The 21917-nt window shown below is 64.3% G+C and carries 25 protein-coding genes and 1 riboswitch; of the genes, 12 read left to right on the top strand and 13 right to left on the bottom strand.

Annotated elements, in window-relative coordinates:
• Positions 1–35: 35 nt before the first annotated feature.
• From nusB to NG900_RS09565, 11 genes are all read right to left on the bottom strand, one after another.
• On the bottom strand, positions 36–503 hold the full coding sequence (nusB, locus tag NG900_RS09610) for a transcription antitermination factor NusB (RefSeq protein ID WP_252679633.1): 468 nt from the start codon (positions 501–503) through the stop codon (positions 36–38).
• A 52-nt stretch (positions 504–555) separates the two neighbouring features.
• Positions 556–1050, bottom strand: coding sequence for a 6,7-dimethyl-8-ribityllumazine synthase (ribH, locus tag NG900_RS09605; protein ID WP_252679631.1), 495 nt, complete (start codon positions 1048–1050; stop codon positions 556–558).
• An 81-nt stretch (positions 1051–1131) separates the two neighbouring features.
• On the bottom strand, positions 1132–2271 hold the full coding sequence (gene ribBA / locus NG900_RS09600; RefSeq protein WP_252679841.1) for a bifunctional 3,4-dihydroxy-2-butanone-4-phosphate synthase/GTP cyclohydrolase II: 1140 nt from the start codon (positions 2269–2271) through the stop codon (positions 1132–1134).
• Positions 2272–2399: 128 nt separating this feature from the next.
• Complete coding sequence (locus tag NG900_RS09595; RefSeq protein WP_252679629.1) at positions 2400–3035, bottom strand: riboflavin synthase; 636 nt, start codon at positions 3033–3035, stop codon at positions 2400–2402.
• A gap of 5 nt (positions 3036–3040) precedes the next feature.
• Complete coding sequence (ribD, locus tag NG900_RS09590) at positions 3041–4153, bottom strand: bifunctional diaminohydroxyphosphoribosylaminopyrimidine deaminase/5-amino-6-(5-phosphoribosylamino)uracil reductase RibD (RefSeq protein ID WP_252679628.1); 1113 nt, start codon at positions 4151–4153, stop codon at positions 3041–3043.
• Positions 4154–4173: 20 nt separating this feature from the next.
• A complete protein-coding gene (locus NG900_RS09585; RefSeq protein WP_252679626.1) occupies positions 4174–4770 on the bottom strand; it encodes a GspH/FimT family pseudopilin in 597 nt (198 codons plus the stop codon).
• Entirely contained in the window at positions 4758–5144 is a 387-nt protein-coding gene (locus NG900_RS26745; RefSeq protein ID WP_420804136.1) for a type IV pilin protein, read from the bottom strand. Before NG900_RS26745 ends, NG900_RS09585 begins: the two co-directional genes overlap by 13 nt.
• Positions 5144–6961 (bottom strand): pilus assembly protein, encoded by a 1818-nt coding sequence (locus NG900_RS09580; protein WP_252679625.1) that lies wholly within the window; start codon positions 6959–6961, stop codon positions 5144–5146. Before NG900_RS09580 ends, NG900_RS26745 begins: the two co-directional genes overlap by 1 nt.
• Positions 6958–7554: a pilus assembly protein PilZ gene (locus tag NG900_RS09575; protein ID WP_252679624.1), complete on the bottom strand. Its 597-nt coding sequence runs from the start codon at positions 7552–7554 to the stop codon at positions 6958–6960. The genes NG900_RS09580 and NG900_RS09575 overlap by 4 nt, the downstream gene beginning before the upstream one ends.
• Positions 7548–8486: a PilW family protein gene (locus NG900_RS09570; RefSeq protein WP_252679623.1), complete on the bottom strand. Its 939-nt coding sequence runs from the start codon at positions 8484–8486 to the stop codon at positions 7548–7550. The genes NG900_RS09575 and NG900_RS09570 overlap by 7 nt, the downstream gene beginning before the upstream one ends.
• A 1-nt stretch (position 8487) precedes the next feature.
• A complete protein-coding gene (locus tag NG900_RS09565) occupies positions 8488–8679 on the bottom strand; it encodes a type IV pilus modification PilV family protein (RefSeq protein WP_252679621.1) in 192 nt (63 codons plus the stop codon).
• A gap of 451 nt (positions 8680–9130) precedes the next feature.
• Between NG900_RS09565 and NG900_RS09560 the strand changes: the two genes are divergently transcribed.
• The 7 genes from NG900_RS09560 to NG900_RS09530 are packed head-to-tail and all read left to right on the top strand — an operon-like array spanning position 9131 to position 16132.
• A complete protein-coding gene (locus NG900_RS09560) occupies positions 9131–9781 on the top strand; it encodes a GspH/FimT family pseudopilin (protein ID WP_420804135.1) in 651 nt (216 codons plus the stop codon).
• Positions 9782–9789: 8 nt separating this feature from the next.
• On the top strand, positions 9790–10374 hold the full coding sequence (gene pilV, locus NG900_RS09555) for a type IV pilus modification protein PilV (RefSeq protein WP_252679618.1): 585 nt from the start codon (positions 9790–9792) through the stop codon (positions 10372–10374).
• Complete coding sequence (locus NG900_RS09550; protein ID WP_252679616.1) at positions 10323–11405, top strand: PilW family protein; 1083 nt, start codon at positions 10323–10325, stop codon at positions 11403–11405. The genes pilV and NG900_RS09550 overlap by 52 nt, the downstream gene beginning before the upstream one ends.
• Positions 11406–11410: 5 nt before the next feature.
• On the top strand, positions 11411–11971 hold the full coding sequence (locus tag NG900_RS09545; RefSeq protein ID WP_252679614.1) for a pilus assembly PilX family protein: 561 nt from the start codon (positions 11411–11413) through the stop codon (positions 11969–11971).
• A gap of 4 nt (positions 11972–11975) precedes the next feature.
• Complete coding sequence (locus tag NG900_RS09540) at positions 11976–15338, top strand: pilus assembly protein (RefSeq protein ID WP_252679612.1); 3363 nt, start codon at positions 11976–11978, stop codon at positions 15336–15338.
• 30 nt (positions 15339–15368) lie between these two features.
• The gene (locus NG900_RS09535; RefSeq protein ID WP_252679610.1) at positions 15369–15704 is read left to right on the top strand and encodes a hypothetical protein; all 336 of its coding nucleotides are present in this window, start codon (positions 15369–15371) and stop codon (positions 15702–15704) included.
• Positions 15701–16132 carry a type IV pilin protein gene (locus tag NG900_RS09530; RefSeq protein ID WP_252679608.1) on the top strand — a complete coding sequence of 144 codons (432 nt, stop codon included), beginning with the start codon at positions 15701–15703 and terminating at the stop codon, positions 16130–16132. The genes NG900_RS09535 and NG900_RS09530 overlap by 4 nt, the downstream gene beginning before the upstream one ends.
• A gap of 27 nt (positions 16133–16159) precedes the next feature.
• On the opposite strand, the gene nrdR is transcribed toward NG900_RS09530, so the two are convergent.
• Positions 16160–16624: a transcriptional regulator NrdR gene (gene nrdR / locus NG900_RS09525; RefSeq protein WP_252679606.1), complete on the bottom strand. Its 465-nt coding sequence runs from the start codon at positions 16622–16624 to the stop codon at positions 16160–16162.
• 124 nt (positions 16625–16748) lie between these two features.
• On the bottom strand, positions 16749–17996 hold the full coding sequence (gene glyA, locus NG900_RS09520; RefSeq protein ID WP_252679603.1) for a serine hydroxymethyltransferase: 1248 nt from the start codon (positions 17994–17996) through the stop codon (positions 16749–16751).
• Between the two features lie 136 nt (positions 17997–18132).
• A riboswitch (ZMP/ZTP riboswitch) is annotated at positions 18133–18262 on the bottom strand.
• Positions 18263–18402: 140 nt separating this feature from the next.
• Here glyA and ydfG point away from each other — a divergent pair.
• The 5 genes from ydfG (at position 18403) to tolA (ending at position 21876) form a co-directional block, all read left to right on the top strand.
• Positions 18403–19155 carry a bifunctional NADP-dependent 3-hydroxy acid dehydrogenase/3-hydroxypropionate dehydrogenase YdfG gene (gene ydfG / locus NG900_RS09515; RefSeq protein ID WP_252679601.1) on the top strand — a complete coding sequence of 251 codons (753 nt, stop codon included), beginning with the start codon at positions 18403–18405 and terminating at the stop codon, positions 19153–19155.
• A gap of 81 nt (positions 19156–19236) precedes the next feature.
• A complete protein-coding gene (gene ybgC, locus NG900_RS09510) occupies positions 19237–19641 on the top strand; it encodes a tol-pal system-associated acyl-CoA thioesterase (protein ID WP_252679595.1) in 405 nt (134 codons plus the stop codon).
• Positions 19638–20330 carry a protein TolQ gene (tolQ, locus tag NG900_RS09505; RefSeq protein ID WP_004629517.1) on the top strand — a complete coding sequence of 231 codons (693 nt, stop codon included), beginning with the start codon at positions 19638–19640 and terminating at the stop codon, positions 20328–20330. Before ybgC ends, tolQ begins: the two co-directional genes overlap by 4 nt.
• 12 nt (positions 20331–20342) lie before the next feature.
• A complete protein-coding gene (gene tolR, locus NG900_RS09500) occupies positions 20343–20777 on the top strand; it encodes a protein TolR (protein WP_004629515.1) in 435 nt (144 codons plus the stop codon).
• Between the two features lie 52 nt (positions 20778–20829).
• Positions 20830–21876 carry a cell envelope integrity protein TolA gene (gene tolA / locus NG900_RS09495; protein ID WP_252679593.1) on the top strand — a complete coding sequence of 349 codons (1047 nt, stop codon included), beginning with the start codon at positions 20830–20832 and terminating at the stop codon, positions 21874–21876.
• The last annotated feature ends 41 nt before the right edge of the window (positions 21877–21917 follow it).

Genomic DNA, 21917 nt, shown 5'->3' with positions numbered 1-21917 from the left:
AAGCAAAAAGGTCAAGCGAACAACAAACGTCGAAGTTACCGGCGGGCAGCAACCTCGACGGCACGCACCTGTGCGGCCAGCTTGTCCAGCACGCCGTTGACGTACTTGAAGCCTTCCACGCCGCCAAACGTCTTGGTCAGTTCAACCGCTTCGTTGATCACGACCTTGTACGGGATATCCAGGCAGTGCACGAGCTCATACGCGCCAACCAGCAGGGCTGCGCGCTCGACCGGCGAAAGCTCGGCAACCGGACGGTCCAGATACGGCGTGAAGGCCTCGGTGAGCGTGGTTTCTTCGCGGATTGCACCGTGCAGCAGGGCATCGAAATGCGCGCGGTCGGCCTTGTTGAAGCCTTGCGCATCTTGCAGGTGCGCCTCGACCACGCCCGGATCGTTGCGGTTGAGCAGCCACTGGTACAGGCCCTGCAGCGCCAGTTCACGCGCGCGGCGGCGGGCGCTCTTGGCGGGAGCCTTGGTCTTGGCTGGGGAATTGTCTTGCGTCATGGGAAAAGCCTTTGCGCCGGTGGGCGCTTATTCGCGGCGCTTATTCGCGCATTTACTCGTTTTCGTCGTCCTGGCCGTGATCCTGCAGGCCGTGGAGTGCGTTGGTCAGGTTGGCCATTTCGACAGCGGCGCGGGCGCAGTCGCGGCCCTTCTCGCGGGTGCGGGCGTGGGCTTGCGCGTCCGTGTCCACGGTCAGGATGCCGTTGGCGATGGCGATGTTGAAGTCCAGGCCCACGCGGGTGATGCCGGCGCCGGCTTCGTTCGACACCAGCTCGAAGTGATACGTCTCACCGCGGATGACGGCACCCAGGGCAATCAGCGCGTCGAACTGACCCGATTCGGCCATCTTCTGCAGCGCCAGCGGGGCTTCCAGTGCGCCCGGCACGGTTACCAGCAGCACGTCTTCGCCGGCCACGCCGAGTTGTTCGAGTTCGTCGACACAGGCTTCGCGCAGCGCTTCGCACACGGGCTCGTTGAAGCGCGCCTGGACGATGCCGATGCGCAGGCCTTCGCCGTTGAGATTGGTCGGGTAGAAGCCGTGGTCCATGGTGTATTCCGGTTGGGATTGCCGCTAGGGCAACGTCAGAAAAATAAAGCCGACGCGGCAGTCTGGGCTGCCGCGGGAAATTCAGTGCGTGGCGGTCGATGCAGGAGAAGTGACGTCCGGTGCATCCGCCATCGATTGGTAGGCCGTGACCTCCAGATCGTAGCCCGTCATGCTCGGGAGCTTGAGCGGCGAAGCCAGCACACGCATCTTGCCGACACCCACTTCCTTGAGGATCTGCGCGCCGATGCCGTAGATGCGCGGATCGGGTTTGCTGCGCGGGCGCTCGTGCGGGGTATCCAGGGCGCTGAACTGCGTGAACAGCCGGTCCGGCGAATCGCCGCAGTTGAGCAGCACCACCACGCCGGTCGGGGCGGCCTGCACGGCGCGCAGGGCGGCCGGCACGCTCCACGAGTGCGTGGTGCGCTGGCATTCGAGCAGATCCAGCACCGACAGCGGCTCATGCACGCGCACCAGCGTCTCGGTGCCCGGCGTCGGGGTGCCCTTGACCAGCGCCAGATGGGCGCGGCCGGCAGCGCGATCGCGGAAGGCGACGGCATGGAACGTGCCGAACTGGGTTTCCATCGTCCGCTCGCCAACGCGCTCGACGATGCTCTCGGTGCGGCTGCGGTATTGGATCAGGTCGGCAATCGTGCCGATCTTCAGGCCGTGTTCCTTGGCGAACTCCACCAGGTCCGGCAGGCGGGCCATGGTGCCGTCGTCCTTCATGATTTCGCAGATGACCGAGGCGGGCGACAGACCAGCCAGCGCAGCGAGGTCGCAGCCGGCTTCGGTATGGCCGGCACGCATCAGCACGCCGCCCGGCTGGGCCATCAGCGGGAAGATGTGGCCCGGCTGGACGAGGTCTTCCGGCTTGGCGTCGCGTGCCACGGCGGCCTGCACCGTGCGGGAGCGGTCGGCGGCGGAAATGCCGGTGGTGACGCCCTCGGCGGCTTCGATCGAGACGGTGAAATTGGTGCCGTGCGGCGTGCCGTTGCGGCTGACCATCAGTTGCAGGTCGAGCTGGCGGCAGCGATCCGCGGTGAGCGTCAGGCAGATCAGGCCACGGCCGAAGCGAGCCATGAAGTTGATGGCTTCCGGTGTGACGTAATCGGCTGCCAGGATCAGGTCGCCTTCGTTTTCACGGTCTTCTTCGTCGACCAGGATGACCATCCGGCCGGCGCGGATTTCGGCAATGATTTCTTCGACTGAGGCGATCGACATGGCGTAGCAGGGGTGCGTGTCGCCGGCCAGCGCCCACATTTGGCAACTTCTGGGGGCCGTGCGACTGCGTAAATGGGAAGCCCGTTATTGTACGCCAAGGCGGCCGGGGCGATGCCCCAACCCGAGGTTCAAGCGGCGGCGGGCCGGGCGAGCGTGGTCTGGCTCAACATGCGCTCGACATAGCGGGCGATCAGGTCGATTTCCAGGTTGACCGGGCTGCCCGCCTTCAGATGCTTGAGCGTGGTGACTGCCACCGTGTGCGGGATGAGGTTGATCGAGAACTCGCAACCGTCGGCATCGTCGCGCACGCTGTTGACCGTGAGCGACACGCCGTTGACCACCACCGAGCCCTTGTAGGCCAGGTACTTGCCCAACTCGGCGGGTGCGCGCACACGCAATTCATGTGACTCGTTCACGGGCGCGAAGTGCGTGACCGTACCGAGGCCGTCCACGTGGCCCGACACGAGGTGGCCGCCGATGTGGTCGGCCAGGCGCAGGGCCTTCTCCAGGTTCACTTCGCCGGGGCGCTCCAGGCCGACAGTCTTGGACAGCGATTCGCGCGAGACATCGACGTCAAAGCCGGTGTCGGTCTTGGCAACGACCGTCATGCAGGCGCCCTGAATGGCGATCGAGTCGCCCAGGGCCACGTCGGCCATCGGCAGGCCCCCTGCGTCGATGGACAGGCGCACGCCCGCATCAGCGTGGGTGCCGAGCGGCGAGACGGTTTCAATGCGGCCAACTGCGGCGACGATTCCGGTAAACATAGTGATCAGTCTGTCGGGTTGCGGCGCGCCAGGATGCGAAGGTCGCCCCCGATGCGCGAGATATCGTGAAAGAAGAATTCGGCCGCGCCTTCCAGCGTTTGGAGCGGCCCCATATTGAACATGCCCTGGCCCGAGCCGAGCACCTTGGGCGCCAGATAGACGAGGATCTCGTCGACCAGCCCCTCGCGCAGCAGCGAGCCGTTGAGCTTGAAGCCCGCCTCGACGTGCAGTTCGTTGATCTCGCGGCGGCCGAGCTCACGCAGCACCGCGGCTAGGTCGACCTTGCCGGCGGCATTCGGCAGGAGGATGACCTCCGCGCCGCGTTCGGCCAGGGCGCGCATGCGGCCGGCTTCGGGCTGCGCGGCGAAGATCAGCGTCGGTTCGTGGTGGCCGTCGGTGGTGAGGATGTGCGCGTCAAGCGGTACGTCTAGCGCCGAATCGATCAGCACGCGGCGCGGCTGGCGCGGCGTGGTGACGGCGCGTACGGTCAGACGCGGGTTGTCTTCGCGCACCGTGCCGATGCCGGTGAGGATGGCACACGCGCGCGCGCGCCAGCGGTGGCCATCGGCGCGGGCTTCGGCTTCGGTGATCCACTGGCTGACGCCGTTGTCCAGCGCCGTGCGGCCGTCGAGCGACGCGCCCACCTTCACGCGCACCCACGGCGTGCCGCGCGTCATGCGCGAAACAAAGCCGATGTTCAGTTCGCGCGCTTCGCGTTCCAGCAGGCCGCAGCGCACATCGACGCCGGCATCGCGCAGCTTCTGCAGGCCGCGGCCGGAGACGGCGGGGTTGGGGTCTTCCATGGCCGCCACCACACGGGCAATGCCGGCTTCAACCAGGCGATCCGCACAAGGCGGGGTGCGGCCGAAGTGGCTGCAGGGCTCCAGCGTCACATAGGCGGTGGCGCCGCGCACGTCCTGGCCGCGCGACTGGGCGTCCTTGATGGCCTGGATTTCGGCGTGGTCCTGGCCGGCCGGCTGCGTGTAGCCCTCGCCGATGACCGTGTCGTCACGCACGATCACGCAGCCCACGCGCGGGTTCGGTGTGGTGGTGAACAGGCCCTTCTCGGCCAGCGCCAGGGCGCGCTGCATCATGGCGTGGTCGAAGTCGGAGAACATGGGTGTGAAGCGGGAGTGGGTTAGGGGTCCGAGTCGCTGTCGTCGCCAGTGAGCGGGCAACTCTTGCTGTCTGCAACGGGGTCGCAGATGCGGACTCGGCCAACATTGCTGATGCGTACTTGCCGCGTGTGCCGTCCGCTGGAGATCGTCAGCGTGCCGTACCGTGGTCCCCCGTTGCTATCACGTGAGTATCCCACAGGTGCGTAGGAAAGCGTCTGGTCGCGGATCCTGAAGCTGATTTGTACAGCTGGCACCTTGGGCACAGAGACGGCTGAGACGGAGAGCAGCGGTGGCACCGGTACCGGCTTAGCGGTGCGATCCGGGTTGCTTACGGGTTGTTGTGTGGTCAGCGCCCAGCCGCCGTCCCAACCCACCCTATTATCCAACTGCACGATGTTGGTCTGAATATGTTGGTATTGAGCCATTGCGCGTGCCAAGGAAACGGTGCTGGCAAAGCGGTCAGCCAGCAGGATGACGGTTTCGCGCTGCCAGCGGTCGATAATGGACGGGAGCGCCGCCATGGCGAGGATGCCGACGATGGCGATCACAATGGCCAACTCCATCAGCGTGACGCCTGCCTTGCAGGCGCGGTGTGCGAGCCGTTTCATGGCCAGCATGCCGGGTCGGCGGGTTCGCGTGTGCCGTTGCTGCGCAGAATGAGCCTACTGCATGCAACGTCAGGTGGATTGGGAAGTGCATACACTTCGATGCACTGGGAGCGGGGCGGAGTTGTGTCAAGCGTCATGCAGGGTTGCATGGAGATGATGTAACCATCGACGCTCGGCATCGGGTCATCCTCTCCATACGACCCTGTGCGCGCGTGCCGCAGTTCAAGTTGCGCCAGTGCGGAAACCAACGCAGCGCCTGCCGCGGCGCGGCGCGTGCGCTGCAAATACGCCGGCCAACTCGACATGGTGGCAAAAGCGAGCGCGCCCGCTACGGCGAGCACCACCATCAACTCAAGCAGCGTAAACCCTTGTGTACGCCGCATCAGTGCGCGCCCATTTCGGTCATTTCCCGCCAGCTCAGGCGGCCGAGTTGGCGGGTGTAGGTGCGGGTTTCCAACTGGCGCACGTCATCTCCGTCGAGTTGCCATAGCGTGGTGTGGGTGGCTTGTATGGAGATGCCATTGGGCGTTTGTGTTGGGGGCGTATCCAGCGTGGTGATCAGCGGCGTACCCGCGACCACATGGCCGGTACCGCCGGTTTGACTGGTGGCCAAGCCGCTGACCGGGTCCAGCAGGTACGCGCGTTGATGGCCCGTTGTGTCGCGCGTGGTCAGCATCAGGCTGCGCAGGTCGGCGGTGGCAAGGTCTTCGGGCATCTCGCCGGTCGGCAGATCGATGTGCCAGCCGTTCGTGGCGCGTGCGCTGTCGGCGACGTCGCCGACCGTATCGGTGACGCTGCGCGCGACCAAGTCCTCGCGTGACAGACCGCGCTTGCTTCCATCGACTACCCCGTACAGCGTGGCATGGCCGCTCGCGTCGACCGCCGTGAAAACGAGCAGCGGCCCACCCGTCGTGGCAGCCAGCAGCATCGGGCCGAGGACGCGCTGAAGGCGCTTGCCATGCGACATGGCGGTGAAGAACGGCGTGCTCTGCTCAGGCGAGTTTTTGCCGAGCGCCTTGTCCCACGGGGGTGCGCCGCTGAGGTCGAAACGCCAGACGTTGCCGTTGGCATCGGGGGCGTACGCGGTGTTGCCTCGCCCATTTGGCCCCAGCGCCACGACAGGCGCGCCCAGGCCGCCGCGCCCGGCAGTGGAGGGTACGCTGACCGCGTAGGCGGTGCTGTTCGGTTGCCATGCCGATACGACCGGCTGATCGAGCGCCAGCAGCAGTAGGCGGCTTTCCCCGGCGGGATCACCATGGCCGTTGCCGCTGATGGCGAACCAGCGCGGCTGCGCGTCGCTGCCGGTCAGCGGCACGATGGGGATGGGGCCTTCGATGTGGCCGACGGTAGGGTCGTCTGTGGCATCGTAGGCGAACAGGGAGCGCGGCCCACTCGATGTCGGGTCGGTCACGTCTACCAGGAACAGGCCCGTGCCCATCGCACCGTTGCCACAGGCGAGCACAGACCGCCATTGGCTGCCAGTCCAGGCATCCGAAGCAAAGGGCCGGCTGCAGACCGGACCCGGCACCGGTCTGCCCGGTGATGCGTTGCGTGCGGCCGTCGGCAAGACGGCGTCCGACATGACCGCGAAACGCTCCTCGCCGGTGCGCGCATCAAAGGCGTGCAGTAGGCCATCATTGGCGCCTATGTAGACCATCCATGGACGCCGTGCATGGTCCTGGCGGAAGCTCGCATGCCGCGCATCGAACACGAAACCCGGAGGGCCGAGCAACTGCACGTGTGCACCGCGCATGTTGCCCAGGATGGATGAACGCGGGCGCAGGCCCGCTCCGTCATGCTCGGCGTCGCGCACGCCGAGCAAATAATCGACGCGCGCCGTGCCGAGGCCGTCGCCACCATCGATTTCCGCCTGCTGCGCGGGGGATAGCGCATCCCAACGCAGCGCCACCGGTTTGTGTGCTGTTGCTTCGCCATGACGGAATGTCCAAAGCTGCCGTGTATCGGGGGGCATATCGCCGAGCAGCGCGCCTGCTTCCCAAAGATCGGGCGGAGCCGGCGCGTCGAGCGTGCCAAGCGTCGGCTGGAATTGCAGCGCGCGCAGGCGGCCGCTCCACGCATCTCCTCCGCGTACCGCGATGATGTGCGTCGGTAGCAGGTCCGCCGGGTTGTCGCTCGTGGCAGCCGGGGTGGAACTGGCGAGCGCGGCCACAAGCCACGCTCCAACGCGACGCTTGTTCATGGTTGGCCGACTCGTGGGCGGTAGACGGCCTGCAGCATCACGTTGACGCCGTCATCTGCACTAAAGCCCGCCGACGTGATGCGGAAGAGATGAGGCGCCGGGGCTGCGCCGGCGTGCATCCATTGGCTAGGCGGCACATCGGGGATGGGTTCAATGACGTAGCGTGCGGAGGTCGTGCTGGTGAGAAGCACCGTCGCGTAGCGCGTGGAGTGCAGAAGGTCGGACATCCCTTGGGCCGTTTGGCCGGCGCGTGGCCAGCAGAGTCCCTGTGTTGGTTTTTCTTTACCGCAAGCCCCCTCAACAAATCCAGCCAGCGTGACAGGGTTGAGCGCCGCAGCACGGGCCGGGTCTGGTGCAGCAGGGCAGCCGGTGGGATCGCGTGAGCCGGTGGCGAATGCCAATTCGCACTCGGCAGCGGCGAGCGCGGCCTCGGCTTCGCGCAGCGCGAGCGCGTGATTGGCTGAGAGCGTTGCACGGCGTCGCTGGTCCTGCACCGCTTGCAATGCAGCGACCATCAGTAGGCTGATGATGATCAGCGCGCCAACCACTGCGATGATGGAAAAGCCGCGCCCGCGCGCGTGGCGGTTCAACATACGTCGGCCTCGCAGTGCAGTGGGTTGCGCACGGCCAGCGTGGCGGTGAAGCGGGCGCGGTTGCGGTGTGGGTCGGTCGGGCGGAACTCCAGGTCCTGCTTGATTGGCGCGCCTCGTATGGCTTTGATTTCCGGGAACAGTTCGATCGTCTCCGATGGTGGTGTTCTGGCCGAGAACCGCTCGCCCCGCACGACCAGCGAGACCTCGATCTGCTGCACGCGATACCAGTCGTCCTTTGTCATGTCGCGTGCAGAGACCGTTTCCCCGAGCGCGGTGGCAGTCGGGGCAAGCGTGTAGAGCAGTTGCAGGGTTTCGACGCCTCGGACCATGGCGGAGCCTCGCCCTGGGTCGGCTGGCGGCGTTTTGAAGTCCCGCTTGAGAGAGCGGCACATCAGTTGCGGCACCTGTGCAGCGTCGCTGCTACGGGCCACGTACAGCAGGATGTAACCGAGGCGAGGGTCGGTTTCGCTTGCATCGCGCTCCGGCACCGGATAGCCGGCACAGTCACGTGTGGCACCGTCGCCGTCAGCGTCACTGACGCTCTTGCCTCGGCCGGCGAAACGGACCAATAGCGCGTCGCTCCCGCGCAAGCCGCTTGGGCACGGTCCCGAGGCAGCCGGGAGTGCCTGGTTGCCACAGTTATCCCAGCCGACCAGCGACGGCGGTGCGCTGTCACTGGGCCAGCGGCGTGTGGGAGAGGCCGTGGGCGTATCGGTCACCCATCCTGCCTGGTTCACGGCGGTCCGGATGAGATCGAGCGCTTGCATGCCGCGATCTTGGATCAGGGCCTCATCGGCCAGGCGCAGATAGCGCGCCCTGGCGATCAGTGTGAGCTGCAAGGCGATACCCAGCACCATCAGCGCGATCACCATGCCAACCAGCAGTTCGACAAGCGACACGCCGCACGCGCGCCGGGCGAGTGGGCGCGGCATCTTAGCGCGTGCCCGATGCGGAGAGTTGGGTGCGGGCGCTCGTGCTCAGCGTGCGTGTGGCGTGGCTGGCCGCTTCAAGGTGGTCGAACGCGGTGAACATCGCCGCCGCACCCAGCGAGAGGATAGCCAGGGCCACAAGCGATTCGATCAGGATCGCGCCGCGTTGGCGGCGAGGGCAGCAACGAGTGGACATGAAGCGGTGATGGAAGAGGGCAGATCGGGCCCAAATTAGTGGCAAAGCGGTCGCTTAAATGTCACATCTAGTGAATACCCTCTAAAACGCTCAGGCACCCGTGCTTGTGCTGTGCCATTGCGGTTGGTGCATGGTTGCCCGGCCGGTTTTGGGAGGGCGGGCCCCTAACTGACCTTGCACTGTTCGGGTCGATTGTTGACACTTTGTTACGAATTCCCCACTATTTGGGGGTTCTGCTTCGCCCTTTTTCTTGCGGGGAGGCAGCGCGATCGCCGCGTTCGTGACGTTCAATGCGGCTCAAAAGAAAAAACACGGAAATGCAAGGAGCAGCTTGCGCAATCGATTGCGCAGGGGCTGCCGCATAACAAAACGTCGGGGGTGAGTATGTTTAACGGGATGCCGCCCAGGGGGCGGTGTAGGCGCGCAATCTTGCAGCGGCACGCTGACTGAGATGCGCGCGGCAGATCGCGATTTCTCCTCTTCGTTTCACCAGCCACATTCCGCAAGCGGACATGATGCTTTGGGTGGGCGGCCTGGTGCTCGCGCCGTGCGCGCTGCGAGCGGCGTTGCGTTCGGGATACGCCGTGCGCGAGCGCCGGTTCAAGGCTTCACCTTGATCGAGTTGCTGGTGACGCTGTCCATCCTGGCGGTGATTCTGATGATGGCGGTGCCCTCGTTCGGCCCTACGCTGCGCAGCAACCGCCTTTTTGCTGTGCAAAGCGAGGTCATGTCTTCCCTGGCCCTGGCGCGGAGTGAAGCAGCAAAGCGCGGCGTTCCGGTGGGTGTGAAAGCGCCGGGAGCGTCGGTGGCAAGCGGGAATGAGTGGGGCACGGGCTGGTCCGTCTGGGTTGATTCGAACGCGAACGGTGCCATCGATGCGGGAGAGCCGGTTTTGCGCGCCCATGAACCCTTGGTGGCGGGGTTGACGTTGAGCGTGCCAAACAACGGCGTGATCGAGTTCGATGCGCATGGCTTTCTGCTGCCCGCCCCGAGCCCCGCGCGACAACTGAAGGCGTGTTCCTCAACCAGCGGCGCACCGGGATACCAGATCACGGTTCGGCCGAATGGGCTGGCGGATTCCGCCAGCGCAGCCTGCCCATGAGCGCGCGCATGTCGACATCCAAATCGCAGGGCTACGCGCTGCTTGAAGCGCTCGTGGCGCTTCTGGTGATCTCCATCGGCCTGATCGGGTTTGCCCGTCTGCAACTGGTGGGCATGTCGAGTTCCACGACCTCCAGCCAACGCAGCAAGGCCGTATCGTTGGCCTATGAAATGACCGACCGAATGCGCGCCAACCTTGCCGGGTATGCGGCCGGCGCGTACGACAACCTGACGGGCTCCGCCGCGAACCCTGGCTGCGTGTCGACCGGTTGCTCGGCCGCGCAGACCGCGCAGAACGATTACTACGAGTGGTCGAATGAACTGAGCACATTGCTTCCGAAGGGTACGGGCGTGGTGTGTTTGACCAGCGTAATCGGCACACCCGGAACGCCGGCGATTCCTGCCACGCCAGCCGACCCCGGCGGCCCCGGTGTGCCTGCCACGCCCGCGATACCAGCCCAACCGGCCAAACCAGCTAAGCCCGCCACGCCCGATGCGCCCGGCTGCGACGGCGTCGGCAGCACCTACGCCGTCATGATCTGGTGGACGGAGAACGGCCAGCAACAGTTGTTGTCTTCGACTTTCAAACCATGATGCATCGTCGACAAACCGGCTTCTCTCTTGTTGAACTCATGGTCGGTCTGGCCGTGGGGTTGCTGCTCGTTGGCGTTTCCGTGTCGATTTATCTTTCGGGGCGTCAGACTTCGCGCGTGGTCGACACGGTCGGGCGCCTGGAGGAAAGCGCGCGTTTCGCCGTGGAGATGATCGAGCAGGATGTCCGCATGGCGGGGTTCCGCGGCTGTAATGGTGCAGCCAATGCACCCGTCAATACGCTCAATACTGCCAGTGCGTTCAACAACCGCTTCGACCAGACACTGTTTGGTTATCACGCCAGCGGTTCGACATGGTCGCCGGCGCTGGACGCGAGTGTCAGCACCCTGGCGAATCCGCCGATCGCGGGAACGGACGTCTTTGCCATCAAGCGCGTCTACGGCAACGGCGCTGCCCTGACGGCGCCGATGACCGGTACAACGGGGGCCGTGACCGTCGACGCCAGCGCCCCCTTTGCGCAGGGCGACTACGTGCTGGTGACCGACTGCGAGGCACAGGCCGTCTTCCAGGTCAGCCAAATGACGAGCACACCAACGACGGGCGCGCTCGCGCATGCAGCGACGACCACGCCGTCACCAGGCAATGCCAGTGCCGACCTCGCGCATGTTTTCAATACCGATGCTTCAGCCTATCGCGTCGTGACCAAGACGTATTACATCGCCAAGAGCGTGCTCAACAGCAAAGTGAAATCGCTGTGGTCGTACAGCGTGCCGGATTACACGGGCGCCGGGCAGGCACAGGAGTTGGTGGAAGGCGTGGAGAACCTTGCCCTGCTGTTCGGCGAAGACACAGACGGCGATCAGGCTGCCAACCGGTACGTCACCGCAGACAACGTCAGCAATTGGAACAACGTCGTCAGCGTGCGGATGCAACTTCTGATGGCGACCGTGCAGGACAACGTGTCGCCCGTCGCACAGGTCTACACCTTTAACGGCGCCTCGGCGACGGCAGCGGACAGGCGCATACGCTCCGCTTTCTCGAGCTTGATCACGCTGCGCAACCGGGTGATGTGATGACGATGGATCGACTCATGCCGCGTCGCGCGCAAAAGGGTGTCGCACTGCCCGTTGCGTTGGTGCTTTTGTTGGTGATGACGATTCTGGGCTTGGCGCTCGTCAACGGCTCCGTCATGCAGGAAATGATGCTGGGCAACAGCAAGGACAGCAAGTTGGCGTTTCAGGCGGCGGAGACTGCCTTGCGCGATGCCGAACAGGACATTGCCCAGAACATCACCGCCGCTACGAGCTTTGTGCAAGCCTGTGCAAGCGGGTTATGCACGCCGCCGTCGTCCTGGTCCACGCCGAAATCGGCATCGATCTCCACGCTGATCGACTGGACCAACAGCGGCAATACCCGGGCGTATGGCGCCTTTACAGGAGCGTCGGCATTGCCGGACGTGGCCTCGCAGCCCTTGTACGTCATCGAGAAGCTGTCCGGGGTGTCGGTGCCGGCCGGCGAGAGTGTCGGCATCGGTGTGAAGCCCCCGACGGGTGGGACGGCCTACCGGATCACCGTCTATGCGACAGGCGCGCGTCCGGAGACGCATGTCGTTCTCGAATCCATCTACGTCAAGCGTTGACGCCATGAACAATCGATCCCTACGGGCCAAGGCACTTGCGCTGCTGCTCAGTGCGCTGCTGCCTTTGACGACCAACGCGGCATTGCTGACGATTGCGCAGTACCCGCTGTTCCTGTCGAACTCGGCCACGCCTAACGTTCTGGTGGTCTACGACAACTCGCAGTCGATGGACGGGACGATGGCGGGCCAGTTGATCGCAGGCAGTGACCCTTCCACGCGCGGCAATATTGCGCGATCGGTCATCACATCGACGATGTCGAGCTATCGAACGCAGTTCAACTGGGGGCTGGCGACGTTCAACGTGCAGAGCCCCGTGCTCAAGAACACGTTCGCGTACTACTTCGGTACCGACAAGACGATGGTCTTTACCAAGGACTGCGTGAACGGCATCTCGGCGTCCAACAACGGTTTGCGTTGCATTCCCAATCCACAGTCCAGTAAGGCATACCCATACATCACCTACGAACTCAGTGGTGACGATTCCTCCATCAACGATGTGCTGTACACATCGTCGTGGCCGTACCCATGGGGCATCGGCCAGAACGCCAAGGGGAACAAGCCCACGACAAGCTACTACGCGTGCTCGTCGCACGATGACGTCGGCACATGGACCTATCCGGACGACTTTTCACGTTGCACCAGCGCGAGCTTTACTCCGACGGATGCTGGCTTTCTACCCAGCAATCCGCCGTACTCGCGCATGATCTGGCTGCCGCGTGCCTGGGGCTACAACGCGGACGTGACGGGCGATGGCCAGATCGTCGAAGCAGTGCAAGCCGATTCCGCATCGCACTTCCAAAACTTAATGGATTACCTCGCGCCGGAGACCAACTCGGCATCGGCGGCGAGCGGACATAGCCAACTGGAGATCAAGAACAGCGCCGTCTATACGCCGCTCTCCGGCAGCCTGCAAACGGCGAAGAGCTACTTTGGCGGTTCGCAGAGCGGCTATTCGACACCGGTGTCGCAAACGTGCCAGAAGAACTTCGTGCTGTTGGCGACGGACGGCAACCCCACCGGCAAGACCGATGGCTCGATGTGGGCGATGTCCGACCAGCAAAGCACCTACAACGCCAACACAGGGCAATGGACATTTTCCAAAGCCGCGAATGACGTGTTCAGTCAGGTGACAGCGCTGCGCAGCACAAGTATCAAGGGCTACGGTTCCCCGTTCGATATCCAGACTTATGTGGTCGGGATGGGCAGTACCGTGGCCAACCCAGCCTCGGTGGCCGTGTTGAACCAGATGGCCAAGCTGGGCGGAACGGGCAACGCGTATCTGGCATCCGATTCTGCGACGTTGCAACAGAGCTTTCAGAGTATTGCCGCCGATATCACCAGCAAGGTGGCGGCGGCCTCGGCGGTTTCGCTGAACGCTGGATCGTGGGGAACGGGCACTGCGCTGTATCAGGCCAAATTCAGCAGTGGAGACTGGTCGGGCCAGTTGCTGGCCTACGCCATCAACGCAGACGGTTCACTCGGAAGCCAACTCTGGGATGCTGGCAAGCAAATCAATGCGCAAAACTGGGACACCGGCCGGCAGATTCTTACGTACAAGCCCTCCGCGGCGCTCGGGGCACGGGGCATTCCGTTCCGTTGGCCGGTGGTGCCCGCATCGCCCACGTCGACCGAGCTGGATGCGGCACAGTCGACCAAGCTCAACTACAACGCCAACCAAACCACGAACGACGGGTACGGGGCGCAACGCGTGAGCTACTTGCGCGGCAATACGGCGAACGAAGCGAATACATGCCCATCGTGTACGCCGTCCTTCCGTAACCGCCCGACCAGCAGGCTGGGCGATATCGTGCATTCGTCGCCAAACTACGTCGGCGCACCGGCATTCAACTATCCCGACAACTTTGAGAGCGCTTCGTATTCGGCATTCGCTTCCACATGGAGCAAGCGCACACCCATGATCTACGTGGGCGCGAACGACGGCATGCTGCACGCCATCAACGCCACCACCGGCAACGAGGTCATGGGCTACGTCCCGGCGGCGGTCTACAGCAATCTGAGCACGCTCACGGCACCCGCTTATAGCCACCAGTACTTTGTCGACGGCGCCATCACGGTGGGCGACGCGTTCTACAAGAGCGCCTGGCACACGATGCTTGCTGGCGCCTTGGCCGCAGGCGGGCAGGGCATTTTTGCGCTCGACGTGACCGATCCGTCCAAGTTTTCCGAGTCGACTGCAAGCCAGATCGCCCGGTGGGAATTCACCGACGCCAACGACGCTGACATGGGCTACAGCTTCGGCCAGCCGCTGATCGTCAAGACCAACAACGGGCGCTGGTCCGTCATCGTGGCCAACGGCTACAACAGCACGCAAGGGGATGGCGCGGCGAGCACGACAGGCCACGCCGTGCTGTTCGTCCTCGATGCGGAAACCGGCGCGATCACCGCAAAGATCGATACGAAGGCCGGTACCACCTCGTCACCCAATGGCTTGTCGGGGCCGATCGCCGTGGATACCAATGGCGATGGCATTGCCGATGTGGTGTATGCGGGTGACCTGGCCGGCAACATGTGGAAGTTCGATCTATCGAGCACCACGGTCAGCAATTGGTCGGTGGCCTATGGGACTTCTGCGAGCCCCCAACCGCTGTTCAGCACGGGCGGCCAACCGATCACGATGCGCCCCGACGTGACGAAGAACCAGCAAGGCAATTACCTGGTCGTGTTTGGCACGGGCCAGTACCTTGCAACGAACGACAACGCAACGACCGCGGGCCAGACGTTCTACGGCATCATCGACAAGGGCGCCGCAGTGGGCGGGGTGTCGAGTCTTCAGCAGCAATCGGTGCTGGGTACGGCAACGGGCACCGATGGCAACACGTATCGCATCTCGACACATGCCGTGGGCAAGGCCACGCTGGACGCACCGGAGACTGGCGATAACGCGATCTCTCTCGGCTCCTACAACAGCACGAAGCTGGGCTGGTACATCAACTTGCCGACCTCGGGCGAGCGTGCCGTCACAGACGCGACCATCCGCTCCGGGCGCGTGATCTTCAACACCGTCATTCCCTCCAACGCCGTGTGCAGCGCGGGCGGCACCGGCTGGGTGATGGAGCTCGACGTGTTCACGGGCAACCGCCTGGATAACCCGACGTTCGACACCAATGGCGACAGGGTCATCAACAACAGTGACTTGCTCCAATTCAATGGGGCGAGCGCCAACACCAGCGGCCGGCAGGTGGGCTCAATTCCGGCGGCGCCAGGTTTTCTGCAGCCGATTCAGCCGCCAGGGGCCACGCCGTTCGAAAACAAGTACGTCAACACCTCTGCCGGCGCAATCCAGGTGATGGGCGAGACGGCGGGCAAGGGCTCCCGTGGCCGCGTCGCGTGGCGGCAACTGAATTAAAGGAGGGCCAACGAGATGAAGACATCGTGCATGGCTGTGTTGCTGGCATTGGCGTGCAATCCCTCGCACGCCGCACTGGCGCTGGGAAGCGGCGGCGTGGCAAGTGGTGCTGGCCTGAACCACGTACTGCCGGTGGCGAATTTACCTCCGAGCCTGCACCATGGCGTGATTACCGCGCTCAACCTCGATCGGGGGGAGATCGCGATTCACGGCAACGTTCTACGTGCCGGTCGCGCGGTACGCATCTTCAGCGCCAGTGGCGCGCCCGGCAGCCTGACGGCGCTGCACAAAGGGCAGGAGATCCGCTTCCTGCTTGACCGGACAGACCCAGCGGCGCGAACGATTTCAGTGATCTATCTGCCATGAACGCAAACCAACGCCTGTCTGGCCCCACATCGAACGGCTTCACCTTGGTTGAACTGATGATCGCAGTGGTTGTGGTTGGCATCCTGGCTGCCGTCGCGTATCCGTCGTTTACCGGCTTCATCCAGAAATCCAGGCGCGCGGATGCCAAGGCTGCGCTGCTCGCCGCTGCACAAAAAATGGAGCAGTACCGCACGCTCAGCAACACCTACGCTGGTGCAACGTTGGGCACGGGCGGCATCTACGCCAACCAGTCGGACAATGGCTATTACGCCTTGAGTTTTTCTGTTGCGCCGACGCAGACCGTCTATACGATCCAGGCCGCTCCGCGGGGCGCGCAGGCGACCGACGCCTGCGGCACGTTCAGCTACGACCAAGCCGGCAATAAGACGGTCTCGGGCGGTACGCTGACCGCGGCAGCATGCTGGTAGCGGTGGCGTGACTCTGGCACGCGCCGCCTACTTGCGCACATTCGTCGCCGCAACCTCATCCAGCACATCCCGGAACTCGGCCAAATCCTCAAAGCTCCGATACACCGATGCAAAGCGGATGTACCCGATCTTGTCCAGCCGCTTGAGTTCGCGCATCACCAGCTCGCCCACGCGGTCGCTGCCGATTTCCTTCTCGCCGTGGCTGAGGAGTTTTTCTTCGATGCGCGCGATGGCCTCGTCGATGGCCTCGGCGGACACAGGGCGCTTGCGCAGCGCCAGGCGCATGGAGTCCTTGACCTTGTTGCGGTCGTAGTCGACGCGGCTGCCGTTCTTTTTGACGACAGCGGGGAAGAACAGCTCGATGCGCTCGTAGGTCGTGAAGCGGCGGTCGCAGGCTTCGCACTTGCGGCGGCGGCGCACCGTGTCGCCTTCTTCCGACATGCGGGTTTCAATGACCTGGGTGGCCGCGTGGCCGCAAAACGGGCATTTCATGCCGCTCTCCTGACAACCTCAAACGCATTGCGCTAAAAGAACAACGCCGCGATGGCCCGGTTGGCCCATCGCGGCAGGGTACTACGTGGCCGATGGCGTGTGTGCCCCGGCCATGGTCAGGCGCTTAGCCGTAGACCGGGAACTGCTTGGTCAGCTCGGCCACCTTGGCGCGCACGGCAGCAATGTTCGCTTCGTCGTGCGGGTTGTCCAGCACGTCGGCGATCAGGTGCGCGACCTTCACGGCTTCGGCTTCCTTGAAACCGCGCGTGGTCATCGCCGGCGAGCCCAGGCGCACGCCCGAGGTCACGAACGGCTTTTCCGGGTCATTCGGAATCGCGTTCTTGTTGACGGTGATGTGCGCGTCGCCCAGTACCTTCTCGGCTTCCTTGCCGGTGATGTTCTTGGCGCGCAGGTCGACCAGCATCACGTGGCTCTCGGTGCGGCCCGAGACGATACGCAGGCCACGGGCCATCAGCGTTTCGGCCATGGCGGCGGCGTTCTTCACCACCTGCTCCTGGTACGCCTTGAATTCCGGCGACAGCGCTTCCTTGAACGCCACTGCCTTGCCAGCGATCACGTGCATCAGCGGGCCGCCCTGGATGCCGGGGAAGATCGCCGAGTTGATGGCCTTCTCGTGCTCGGCCTTCATCAGGATCACGCCGCCGCGCGGGCCGCGCAGGCTCTTGTGCGTGGTCGTGGTGACGAAGTCAGCGTGCGGCACCGGGTTCGGATACACACCTGCGGCGATCAGGCCGGCGTAGTGGGCCATGTCCACCATGAAATACGCGCCGATCGACTTGGCGATCTTGCCGATGCGCTCGAAATCGATGCGCAGCGCAAATGCCGATGCGCCAGCAATGATCAGCTTCGGCTTCTTCTCTTGCGCCAGGGCTTCCAGCGCGTCGTAGTCGATGTCTTCCTTGGCGTTCAGGCCGTAGCTCACCACGTTGAACCACTTGCCGCTCATGTTGAGCGCCATGCCGTGCGTCAGGTGGCCGCCTTCGGCCAGGCTCATGCCCATGATCGTGTCGCCCGGCTTGAGCACGGCAAAGAACACGCCCTGGTTGGCCTGCGAGCCCGAGTTCGGCTGCACGTTGGCGGCTTCGGCGCCAAACAGCTGCTTCACGCGGTCAATGGCGAGCTGTTCCACCACGTCCACGTATTCGCAACCGCCGTAGTAGCGCTTGCCGGGGTAGCCCTCGGCGTACTTGTTGGTCAGCTGCGAGCCTTGCGCGGCCATCACGGCCGGCGAGGTGTAGTTCTCGGAGGCAATCAGCTCGATGTGGTCTTCCTGGCGCTGATTTTCCTTCTGGATCGCGGCGAAGATTTCGGGGTCGATCTGGTCGATCGTATAGCGGCTGCGTTCGAACATGGCGAGTGTCTGGTCTGAAACGAAACGGAAATGGCGGAGATCGGGCGGGCGAGTTTGGGGAAACATGCGCGCGGCTTGGACGCTGCGCCCGGCGTTGGCCGATTGCAGCAGGTGCCCAAGTCACCCTGTGCTTCCCATTCGCTGCCCAGGCGAGCGGCAGGCGCCGTTGTGCATGACGCCAGAAACCTTGCGCTTCCTCGTGGTCGCTGCCCACATGTCGAGGTCGCAGGTTGCGGCCTCAGGATTCGCCAGTCGCGCAAGGTGGAATGGTTGCCCGCGAGTGTACGACAGCCCCATGGCCGCCGCAAGAACCGGGGCGCGCAGACACGCACATTGCGGTGCAATAGGGTGCAAAGCTTCAGGTAAACTCCCTCCTTTCGTTTTTTTGGGCCCGGAGGCATTTCCCATGATCGTATTCGTGACCGGCGCAACCGCTGGCTTCGGCGCGGCCATCGCGCGGCGTTTTGTGCGAGAAGGCCATCGCGTGATCGCGGCCGGGCGCCGTCAGGACCGTCTCGACGCGCTCAAGGCAGAATTGGGCGACGCCGTGCTGCCGTTCGTGCTGGACGTGCTGGATGCCGAAGCCGTTGCCGCACTGCCTGGCTCGCTGCCCGAGGGCTGGCGAGAGGTCGATGTGCTGGTCAACAACGCCGGCCTGGCATTGGGTGTGGAGCCCGCCCAGCGCGCCGATCTGGCCGACTGGGACCGCATGATCGGCACCAACTGCTCGGGCCTCGTCCATATGACGCGTGCGCTACTTCCGGCCATGATCGAGCGCAACCGGGGTCACGTCATCAACATTGGCTCCGTGGCCGGGACGTATCCGTACTCGGGCGGCAATGTATATGGCGCCACCAAGGCGTTCGTGCGTCAGTTCTCGCTGAACCTACGCGCGGACCTGACCGGCACGCGTGTGCGGGTATCGAACGTTGAGCCGGGTTTGGTGTCGGGGACTGAATTTTCGAACGTGCGTTTCAAGGGCGACGACGCCCGTGTGGGCAAGGTCTACGAAGGCACCGAAGCGCTCACCGCCGACGACATCGCCGAGGCCGTCTACTGGATCGCGGCGCTCCCAGCGCACTTCAATGTCAACGCGATCGAACTGATGCCCGTTTGCCAGTCATTCTCGGCCACCAGCGTCACGCGGAACATGGCCTGAGACAGGGTTTGTCATCCGGTGCAAGCCCTCGACCGGCCGGCGGATGGCTGGCCGTCACTTGCGTCTTGGTAAAATTGCCAAATGTCTTCTTTTGACTGGAACCTGCGCGTGTATTGGGAAGATACCGACGCAGGCGGCGTGGTGTTCTACGCCAACTACTTGAAATTCTTTGAGCGCGCCCGCACCGAGTGGCTGCGCGCGCTTGGGGTCGACCAGCAGGCGCTGGCCGACACGACCGGGGCCATTTTCGTGGTGCGTAGCACCGCTGTGGACTACCGCGCACCTGCACGCCTGGATGACCTGCTGCAGATCCGTTCGCGTATGGAACGGGTCGGCTCCGCGTCGGTCCAATTCGCCCAGGAAGGCTGGCGTGGCGACGTTTTACTCGCATCAGGCACGATTCGTGTCGGATGTGTCGACCGAGTCACTTTCCGGCCGACCCCGATTCCCGCTCCCGTACTTGCAACCATCAAAGCCGCCGCATGAATCCCGTCGAGGTCACACAAGATCTGTCGATCGTCTCGCTGGTGCTGCACGCCAGCCTCCTGGTCCAATTCGTCATGGGCCTGCTGCTGGTGATGTCGCTGTTCTCCTGGACGTACATCTTCCGCAAAGCCTTTGCCCTGCGCGCCGCGCGCAGCCAGACCGAGTCGTTCGAACGCGATTTCTGGGCCGGCGGCGACCTGCAGGCGCTGTACCAGAGCGCTGCCAACAATCGCCACACCACCGGGGCGCTTGAGCGCATCTTTGAAGCCGGCATGCGTGAATACCTGAAAGCGCGCGAGCTGCAGCGCGGCGGTGGGGACCCGAGCGCCATTCTCGACGCTTCCCGCCGTGCCATGCGTGCTGCCTATCAGCGCGAGATGGATTCGCTCGAATCGCACCTGCCGTTCCTGGCGTCGGTCGGCTCGGTCAGCCCGTACATCGGCCTGTTCGGCACGGTGTGGGGGATCATGAACGCCTTCCGCGGCCTGTCGAACGTGCAGCAGGCCACGCTGTCGGCGGTGGCGCCCGGTATTGCCGAAGCGCTGGTCGCCACGGCTATCGGCCTGTTTGCGGCCATTCCGGCGGTGATCGCCTACAACCGCTACGCCACCGAGATGGACCGACTGGCCAACCGGTTCGAGAGCTTCATGGAAGAGTTCTCGAACATCCTCCAGCGCCAGACGCGCTAAGGAGCCAAGCGCATGGCTACCATCCAGCGAACGCGCCGCGCCCGACGGGCCAAGGCTGACATCAACGTCGTTCCGTACATCGACGTGATGCTGGTGCTGCTGGTCATCTTCATGGTGGCCGCACCCGTGGTGAACCCGGGCGTGGTCAACCTGCCGTCGGTGGCCAACGCCACGCCGCAGCAGACCCAGCCGCCCATCGTCGTGACCATCAAGGGCGACGGCACGATCCTTGCTCGCATCAAGACGGGTTCCGGGGCGACCGAGCAGAAGCTCGCCAACAACAACGAGTTGCGTGCGTTTGTGAAGCAGCGTACCGACGAAAACCCCGACCAGCCCGTCGTGATTGCCGCCGACAAGTCGGTCCAATACGACCGCGTGCTGACCGTGATGAGCGTGCTCAAGGGCGATGGCGTCAAGCGCGTCGGCCTGATGGTGAAATCGTCATGAGCACGTGGATGAACCGAATGTTAACGAACCAGGGCGGGGCAACCTGAACGTCATGACTACGACGTCGTTGCACCGGTACGAGCCTGTTCGCGAGCGCGGCACGCTGCGCGCGTTCGGGCTGGCGGTCCTGACACATATCCTGCTGCTGATCTTTCTGTACTTTGGTGTGCAGTGGCAGAGCAGCACCCCGCGCGGCGAAGAGGCCGAATTGTGGGACGAAGCGGCGGTTCAGCAGGCCGTGCAGCAGGCCGCGCCGGTACCGGAGGTCAAGCCTGAACCCGTGATCAAGGCGCCGCCGGCCAAGGCGGAAGAGGAAGCCGACATCGCACTGGAGCAGCGCAAGCGCAAGCGTGAGCAGGAAGCCGCGGCCGCAGCGGCAGCCGTCGCTGCGCGTGAGGCCGAGCACGCCCGCCGTGCTGCCGAAGAGCGGTCTGAGGCGCAACGCCAGGCTCGTCTGAAGGAGGAGCAGCAAGCCCGTCAGGCGGAACTTCAACGCAAGGCCCTGGCCGAACAGCAGGCCAAGGAAAAGGCGGCTGAGAAGGCCGCCGCGGCCGAGGCGCAGGCGCGCAGGAACGCGCAGCTGCAGGCGCAGGCAGAAGCCAAGGCGAAGGCCGACGCTGAGGCCAAGCAGAAGGAGTTGAAGGCCAAGGCTGCAGCCGAGGCCAAGGCAAAGGCCGATGCTGAGCGCAAGGCCAATGAATCGCGCGCCAACGCGCAACGGCAGGCACAGCTGGATCGGTTGCGCGCCATGGCGGGTGCGGGTGCGACGGGTTCGGTGGCGGGCTCCGGCGGTGGTGTCGGCAACGCGATGGGTACTGGCGGCACGGCATCGGCAGGGTATGCCGAGCGCGTGCGTGCAAAGGTCAAGCCGAACATCCTGTTCGACCCGTCGGCGATCAGCGGCAACCCGACGGCGGTGGTGGCGGTGCAGATGGCGCCCGATGGCTCCATCCTGTCCAAGCGCCTGACGAAGTCGAGCGGTAACGGTGCCTATGACGAAGCCGTGCTGCGTGCAGTGGAGCGTTCGGACCCGCTGCCGCGTGACACCAACGGGAAGGCGCCATCGAGCGTCACCCTGACGTTCCGGCCCAAGGAATAACGCACCGGCGTTGCTTCGGCGGCGCTGGCCAACGATTCTCA

It is taken from the genome of Ralstonia soli (genome assembly GCF_023955655.1).
Taxonomy (GTDB): Bacteria; Pseudomonadota; Gammaproteobacteria; order Burkholderiales; family Burkholderiaceae; genus Ralstonia; species Ralstonia soli.
The sequence above is the reverse complement of the archived record's forward strand: the minus strand, read 5'-3'. Positions and strand labels throughout refer to the sequence as shown.

What these genes read in the sequence shown, in the direction of transcription:
- nusB (WP_252679633.1), bottom strand. Translation starts at nt 503, where the DNA reads ATGACGCAAGACAATTCCCCAGCCAAGACCAAGGCTCCCGCCAAGAGC.
- ribH (WP_252679631.1), bottom strand. Translation starts at nt 1,050, where the DNA reads ATGGACCACGGCTTCTACCCGACCAATCTCAACGGCGAAGGCCTGCGC.
- ribBA (WP_252679841.1), bottom strand. Translation starts at nt 2,271, where the DNA reads ATGTCGATCGCCTCAGTCGAAGAAATCATTGCCGAAATCCGCGCCGGC.
- NG900_RS09595 (WP_252679629.1), bottom strand. Translation starts at nt 3,035, where the DNA reads ATGTTTACCGGAATCGTCGCCGCAGTTGGCCGCATTGAAACCGTCTCG.
- ribD (WP_252679628.1), bottom strand. Translation starts at nt 4,153, where the DNA reads ATGTTCTCCGACTTCGACCACGCCATGATGCAGCGCGCCCTGGCGCTG.
- NG900_RS09585 (WP_252679626.1), bottom strand. Translation starts at nt 4,770, where the DNA reads ATGCTGGCCATGAAACGGCTCGCACACCGCGCCTGCAAGGCAGGCGTC.
- NG900_RS26745 (WP_420804136.1), bottom strand. Translation starts at nt 5,144, where the DNA reads ATGCGGCGTACACAAGGGTTTACGCTGCTTGAGTTGATGGTGGTGCTC.
- NG900_RS09580 (WP_252679625.1), bottom strand. Translation starts at nt 6,961, where the DNA reads ATGAACAAGCGTCGCGTTGGAGCGTGGCTTGTGGCCGCGCTCGCCAGT.
- NG900_RS09575 (WP_252679624.1), bottom strand. Translation starts at nt 7,554, where the DNA reads ATGTTGAACCGCCACGCGCGCGGGCGCGGCTTTTCCATCATCGCAGTG.
- NG900_RS09570 (WP_252679623.1), bottom strand. Translation starts at nt 8,486, where the DNA reads ATGCCGCGCCCACTCGCCCGGCGCGCGTGCGGCGTGTCGCTTGTCGAA.
- NG900_RS09565 (WP_252679621.1), bottom strand. Translation starts at nt 8,679, where the DNA reads ATGTCCACTCGTTGCTGCCCTCGCCGCCAACGCGGCGCGATCCTGATC.
- NG900_RS09560 (WP_420804135.1), top strand. Translation starts at nt 9,131, where the DNA reads ATGCGCGCGGCAGATCGCGATTTCTCCTCTTCGTTTCACCAGCCACAT.
- pilV (WP_252679618.1), top strand. Translation starts at nt 9,790, where the DNA reads ATGTCGACATCCAAATCGCAGGGCTACGCGCTGCTTGAAGCGCTCGTG.
- NG900_RS09545 (WP_252679614.1), top strand. Translation starts at nt 11,411, where the DNA reads ATGGATCGACTCATGCCGCGTCGCGCGCAAAAGGGTGTCGCACTGCCC.
- NG900_RS09540 (WP_252679612.1), top strand. Translation starts at nt 11,976, where the DNA reads ATGAACAATCGATCCCTACGGGCCAAGGCACTTGCGCTGCTGCTCAGT.
- NG900_RS09535 (WP_252679610.1), top strand. Translation starts at nt 15,369, where the DNA reads ATGGCTGTGTTGCTGGCATTGGCGTGCAATCCCTCGCACGCCGCACTG.
- NG900_RS09530 (WP_252679608.1), top strand. Translation starts at nt 15,701, where the DNA reads ATGAACGCAAACCAACGCCTGTCTGGCCCCACATCGAACGGCTTCACC.
- nrdR (WP_252679606.1), bottom strand. Translation starts at nt 16,624, where the DNA reads ATGAAATGCCCGTTTTGCGGCCACGCGGCCACCCAGGTCATTGAAACC.
- glyA (WP_252679603.1), bottom strand. Translation starts at nt 17,996, where the DNA reads ATGTTCGAACGCAGCCGCTATACGATCGACCAGATCGACCCCGAAATC.
- ydfG (WP_252679601.1), top strand. Translation starts at nt 18,403, where the DNA reads ATGATCGTATTCGTGACCGGCGCAACCGCTGGCTTCGGCGCGGCCATC.
- ybgC (WP_252679595.1), top strand. Translation starts at nt 19,237, where the DNA reads ATGTCTTCTTTTGACTGGAACCTGCGCGTGTATTGGGAAGATACCGAC.
- tolQ (WP_004629517.1), top strand. Translation starts at nt 19,638, where the DNA reads ATGAATCCCGTCGAGGTCACACAAGATCTGTCGATCGTCTCGCTGGTG.
- tolR (WP_004629515.1), top strand. Translation starts at nt 20,343, where the DNA reads ATGGCTACCATCCAGCGAACGCGCCGCGCCCGACGGGCCAAGGCTGAC.
- tolA (WP_252679593.1), top strand. Translation starts at nt 20,830, where the DNA reads ATGACTACGACGTCGTTGCACCGGTACGAGCCTGTTCGCGAGCGCGGC.